Raw genomic sequence first — 5,683 nt, 5'->3', positions numbered from 1 at the left:
CCGTTGCCTAGTAATAGGCACGGCGGGTTCGGCGAGAGGTCCGGGGAAACGGACCGGGAGCAATCCCGGCACCGCGCCCCGGGCCTACTCAGCGACGAAGCCGGGTTCTCGATGACGCCGCCCACAGCCCGCACCTGGTCCCGGCGCGGACACACACCCGTCATCCGGGTGCGGGGACGCTCCCAGCGTCGCTTCTCCATCGCCGCTTTGGCCTGTTACAAGCCAGGCGAACGCTCTCGCCTGATCTACCGGCCCAAACGGCACGTCGACCACAAGCGGGGCGGCAGACGCAGTTTCACCTGGACCGAGTACCGCGACCTGCTCATCGCCGCCCACCAGCAGCTCGGGGCCCCGATTGTGCTCGTGTGGGACAACCTCAACGTGCACAAAGACCGCAGGCTGCGGGAGTTCATCGACACCCACGACTGGATCGTCTGCTACTTCCTGCCCGCTTATGCACCCGACCTCAACCCCGTCGAGGGCATCTGGTCACTGCTGCGACGCAGCAGCCAGGCCAACACCGCCTTCACCGACCCCGACCACCTCATGCGTGCCCTTCGACAGGGTCTCCGCGAGATCCAGTACCGCAGCAACCTCATCGATGGATGCCTCGCCGAAACCAGCCTCACCTTGACGACATCACGACAACAAAGTCAGTAGCGGCCTCGATGACGCGGGCTTGCTCCAGGCGCAGCGTCGCCCAAGCCGTCGACTCAGGGCACACGGTGAGCCGGCCGAAGGCTGTGTCGTGTCGACGGCCGTGACGTGCCCGGCGAACTCGGGGGTGATGGCTTCCCACGGTGACATAGAGGGAATCGCCAGCGGCAGGGAGAGCGCCGATCGTGGCGCCGCGCCCTATCGGCTCGCGCCCGTCGTGCCGGGCCACCCGGGTCTGGCGGGGCTTCGGCTGCGCCATACGGCCGCCGCTCTTCTGCGCCGTCTTGACGGCGCGCAAGGCGACGCGGGCAAGGCCGACGCCACTGAGCTGCGGGTTCTGGTCTATCACGCGACCTCCCCGGCCAGCTCCTGGACGCGGTGGATGCGGCAGACCTTGCGCCAGGGCAGGGTCTTTCGGCCACGCGGCACGGCTCCGTCCCGGCCCGAGCAGGTCTCCTGCCCGGCCGATGCGGTGGGGGGCGCGGGCACGACGACGGCGCACAGCGCAGCGGCCTCCTCACGGCAGAGCTTGCACAGACCGTCCTCGAGGGCGCGGCCTATCAGCACGATTCGGGCACCGCACTCCCCGCAGGACCCTCGCGGCGGACCCTCCAGCTCGCGCTGCGCCGGGACCGGGGCGGGGTTGTGGATCGCGTCGTCCATCACGCAGTCGGCGCAGCATCCAGCCGCGGGGCGGGTGCCGTGCTCGGGGCACAGGCCCTGCTCGATGCGCTGGGCACGCTGCCGGGCGGCTGCCTTGTCTTGGACGATTTCGGCACACACTTCGCAGTCCTTGCCGGTCGACCACAGGACACCGGACTCGCAGTCCTGGTGGCCGCAGCCCCAGCGAGGCAGGGCCACCCCGAGCAGCCACCGGCCCGGGTCGCGGATCTCCGAGAGCAGCACCTTGGCGAACCGGGCGGTGAGCCGGTGGTGGAGGCGTTCGGCGTCGGTGCCCTCGCGTAGCTGGCGGCCCACCTCACGGGCGATCTGCCGGACCACGAAGTCATTGTTCACCCGCTCCAGCAGCACGTGGGCCGGCTCCAGCACGGCGTAGATCTGTGGGCTCATGGCCAACTGCGGTCCGTCGTACGACGACCGCGCAGACCCCCCGCCCCTGCTGCCGCGCTTTTCGGCCTCCGGCTTCGAGGAGGAGAGCTGGCTGTTTCCACCCGCGCGAAGCGCGAGACCACCGTTGGCTTCCGTACGCGCAGTCGCGGCAGCCGAGATTTCCACAGCCCCAGCGCCCTTACCTACCGGTACCTCGCCTACGGCGGGTGAGACGAGTCCACGCGCGTCATCCGGTGAGTCAGTCCTAAGTGAATCCTCATTCGCGAGGGATCCCTCACCAACCGGCGAACCCGATCCCTTACCAACCGGGGAACTAACCAACTCCTGCGAAACAGCCTCAGTAGCCCCAGCGGCCACCGCGCAGCCATCGCTGGGACGGGCCTCGGGGGTGATGTGGTACGCGATATACCGGTGACGCCCATGCGCCCCCGCACGCCGCTGCACCGTCACCCAGCGCGCCGCCTCCACCTCGTCCACGACCGCCGACGCCGCCGTCACCGAAATCGGCTGACCGGCCTTCTGGCCCGAATGGTGCCGCAGGCCGACCGCCAGCTCTGCTTCCGTCAGCGCAATCCCCCGCGCCTGCGCGAACGCGATCAGCGCGTACGCACGCAGCTGCCGGGGCGTGAGGTCCTCCGCGGCCGCCACCGGCACCCACACGAACGCCTCCGTACGGGTCATCGTCCGCACCGACCGCAGCGCCGACAGCCCCCGGCCGCCCGGCAGCGTACGCCGCTCTGACGTCAGCTCGATCACGCCGTCCGGCGCTGGCCGCGACAGCATCGTCAGCCCGCGCTCCACAGACGCCTTCGACAGCCCCAGGTACGAGGCGATCGTCGACGACTTTGCCTGACACCTCTCCGGACGCAGCCCCAGCGCCTTCACCTTCACGTACACCGACAGCGCCACGTCCTGGTAGTACGGCGAGAACACCAGACGCATCGGCACCCGCACCCGCTGCCGCCGGATCGGCGCAGCCTCACCGACGGAGATGCCGGCGAACTTCGACAGGCCAGCGGCCCCCGCCGCCACGGAGCTCACTGGCCCACCCCAGCCGACACACCAGAAGCGATCACCTGGCGATCGTCAGCCGGACGGCCCGGGGACAGAATCCCGCGGGCAGCGACCAGAGCGGGAGCACTGAACGGACGGACAAGGGCTCGTCGTTGCGCAGCCGCCCGAAACAAGCAACAGCGCTGCTGAACAACAGGACTTACAGAGCGAATCGGGCTGTGAAATCGGTCAAGGCGTGACTTCACAGACCCCCAAACGGGGGTAAAACGGGTGTATGTGGGCTGGCAAAAGCCCAAGCAGTCGTGCAGAATGACGACGCCTCCTTCTTTGAAGGTGGGCATAACGAAGCCCCTCCTGTGAAGGCGGTGCTTCGGGTTCTGGCGAGAACCGAGATCGAACCGCTCGCAGCCGGCGGCAACCGGGACGGGCAGCTCCTCCAAGAGGCGGCAACCTCACGGAGAGCAGATGGGCGCTGGAACTGGTGAAGGGCAATCACCGGAACCAGGCCCGGGGCGGCCAGAAGACCTGCAGCGCAGGCGCCGCCCCCGGAGACCTACGTCATCCCGACCCCCTCACCCGAGGGGTGAACCGGGGTGCGCTCGGACAACACGAACACCCCGCCGAAGGGCCAGCCGTCGCTCACGCGCTGCTGGCACCACGGCGGGGTGCTGTGTGACTGGGGCAGGATACGGGTACCCTGATGCATGTCGATCACCTGGACTCGCTGAAACGGGTGGTCGGCAGGCCGAGGACCCCCACTACAAGGTCCAGTGGCCCGCCCCCTCGACTTGCTCAAGGTCGCGGGGGCCATTTTCGTTTTGATCAAGCTCGGAGACACGATACTCCTCCGCCTCCCCAATACAGGCCTCAGGGGCTCACGTGTCGCAAGGCCCAGCGTTTGCTGTCGGACAGTCAAGTACGGCACGCCTTCCTGAAATGAAGAACATCCACGCAGAGAAATGCCCTGGTGAGCGGCCAAGTTCCCTTGACTCCAGCAGAACTTGGCCCCAGATCAAAGGGGCTTTGCATGTAGTCCCCTGCGAATCCCGCCGGGCGGGAAGCACTTTGCTCGCGGCGCCCGCCACGGGGGAAGGTCAGCTGCCGCATCGGCACTTCCACGCTCCTTTGTATGTCGGGCACTCTCGCTCCATGCCCTCATGGACACGCGGCGGGTCCTCAGGAAACCAATCAGCCACTCCTGCAGCGTGACGTCGTCATAACGCAGCTCGTGCTTGGGCTGACGGCCTCCGGTTCGCTCGGCTTCCTCTACCTGTGCCACCTTCACGAACGGACTCACAGCCTTGCTCGGGTCAGGGCCGAGATCGAACCACTCGCATTGCTTGCGCTTGTCGGCGAAACGGCGGTGCAGCTCGGCTTCGATGACGTGGCCGCCCTCGAAGACGGCGAACAGTTGGAGAGGCACCGGTGACCCCGCCTGAAGATCGCGGAGCCGACGCTCAGGGTTGTCGCTCCAACCGATCTTCACCAACGGCGAGTCTGGGGAGCCGATCAGATATACGCGCTCCGGCCGCACCGTCACGGGTGCCTCCACTCGTGGGCGAGGACGGAGAACAGCACGCTGTCGCGCCACGCGCCGTTGGTGAAGACGTGGTCGCGCAGCACGCCCTCGCGGATGAAACCGAGCTGCTGCACGGCGATCGAGGCGACGTTGTCCGGGCCGATCGCTGCGGTGACCCGGTGGAGAGCGAGCTCCTTGAAGCAGTAAGTGATCAGAGTGCGGGCCGCGTCCGTCGCATAGCCGCGACCCCACTCCTTCGCTGCGATGGCGTAGCCCAACTTCCCGGCCTGGACGCCGCTGAGCCCGATCCGAGCGAATCCGATCACGCTGTCGTCGCCACGCTTGGTCACCCCGAGATAGAACTCGGTCCGAGGCTCCAGCTGAGCGCGCTCGATCGCGCCCTCGATCATGGCGATGGCCTGAGCGCGGTCGCGGCTGTCGAAGCTGAGCCAGGTCGTGACGGTGTCCTCACTGATGATGGCCAGGACGTCGTCGACGTCATTGAGGGTGAACTCGCGCAGGACGACCTGGTCGCTGACAAGGCGGACCGGCTTGGCGGGAGCTTGGAGGCGTACGACGGTGCCATGCCCGCGCGATGACGTGACGAGACCTTCGGCTTCGAGAGCCTTGTAAGCCGCGTGGACTGTTGCCTTTGATCCCTCGCCGGCTACCACGAGATCCCGGATGTGGGGCAGTTGCTGGCCAGGCGCGAACTCGCCGCGTCGGATCTGCGCGGCGAGCCTGTCCGCGAGCTCTCGCCACTTCGGCGCCATGCGTGCCCCCTTCCTTATAGATCTAGTGAACCATAGTCCTAGGACTACTGTGTTGCTGTGTCAGGCATCGAAGGTAAGTAGCGGCACGTCGTAGAGGTCAGGGTTCCTGGGGCGGGTCATCACCGGTGCGGTGACCTCGACTACGAGCATCTCGACGAGGAACTGCACTTGGGCGCTGAGCAGGTGGCTCGTGTGGCCGGTAGCGGAGCGCGCCTTCTCGCCCAGTGACGTGTGGATGTGCGGCAAGACCGAGTCCGTCTCAGCGTCGTACGCGAGCGTTCCGCACCCCATTGCCTCCACTCCGGTCAGGTGGACCTTGCTCCAGACGGGGGCCTCGGGGTTTTCGAGCTTCTCGCATGCGCCGACGATCTCCGCCTCCGCGAAGCCGGCGATGAACATCGGGATGTAGCCGTGCCGGACGCCCTTCTGACGGCAGAAATCGGCGAGCGTGGGAAAGAAGTCGTCGCCATGGTCGAAATTCACGGCGAAGGTTCGCCCAGTGGTGAGTTCGTAGCTGCGCAAGATGGATTTCCCCTGTTGAGATGGTTACGAGATACTGATCTTTGACGTCGTGTTTGATGTTCTGGCCGTGTTCGGCATACCGGGTGTATGGGGACCGGAACACGCAAGTTCTTGAGTCCAGTTGAGC

At 66.8% G+C, this 5,683-nt stretch carries 6 protein-coding genes; 1 reads left to right on the top strand and 5 read right to left on the bottom strand.

All coding sequences use genetic code 11. The features are described 5' to 3' along the window. A partial coding sequence (locus ACZ7NC_RS44330; protein ID WP_471497804.1) for a transposase occupies positions 1-660 on the top strand: 660 nt, incomplete at its 5' end. On the opposite strand, the gene ACZ7NC_RS44325 is transcribed toward ACZ7NC_RS44330, so the two are convergent. The 5 genes from ACZ7NC_RS44325 to ACZ7NC_RS44305 form a co-directional block, all read right to left on the bottom strand. Beyond that, the gene (locus ACZ7NC_RS44325) at positions 626-1,006 is read right to left on the bottom strand and encodes a DciA family protein (protein ID WP_471497802.1); all 381 of its coding nucleotides are present in this window, start codon (positions 1,004-1,006) and stop codon (positions 626-628) included. The genes ACZ7NC_RS44330 and ACZ7NC_RS44325 overlap by 35 nt on opposite strands. Next, positions 1,003-2,769, bottom strand: coding sequence for a hypothetical protein (locus ACZ7NC_RS44320; RefSeq protein WP_471497800.1), 1,767 nt, complete (start codon positions 2,767-2,769; stop codon positions 1,003-1,005). Before ACZ7NC_RS44320 ends, ACZ7NC_RS44325 begins: the two co-directional genes overlap by 4 nt. A 985-nt stretch (positions 2,770-3,754) precedes the next feature. Next, entirely contained in the window at positions 3,755-4,282 is a 528-nt protein-coding gene (locus ACZ7NC_RS44315) for a GIY-YIG nuclease family protein (protein ID WP_471497798.1), read from the bottom strand. After that, the gene (locus ACZ7NC_RS44310) at positions 4,279-5,034 is read right to left on the bottom strand and encodes a GNAT family N-acetyltransferase (RefSeq protein ID WP_471497796.1); all 756 of its coding nucleotides are present in this window, start codon (positions 5,032-5,034) and stop codon (positions 4,279-4,281) included. Before ACZ7NC_RS44310 ends, ACZ7NC_RS44315 begins: the two co-directional genes overlap by 4 nt. A gap of 60 nt (positions 5,035-5,094) precedes the next feature. After that, positions 5,095-5,556: a PPC domain-containing DNA-binding protein gene (locus ACZ7NC_RS44305; protein WP_471497794.1), complete on the bottom strand. Its 462-nt coding sequence runs from the start codon at positions 5,554-5,556 to the stop codon at positions 5,095-5,097. Between the last annotated feature and the right edge of the window lie 127 nt (positions 5,557-5,683).

The sequence above is a fragment of the Streptomyces sp. NPDC111802 genome (assembly GCF_055634335.1).
Note: the sequence above shows the minus strand (reverse complement) of the source record. Positions and strands in the feature narration are given on the sequence as shown.

Excerpts from the sequence above, each read along its gene's own strand:
- ACZ7NC_RS44310 (WP_471497796.1), bottom strand. The coding sequence starts at position 5,034 with ATGGCGCCGAAGTGGCGAGAGCTCGCGGACAGGCTCGCCGCGCAGATC.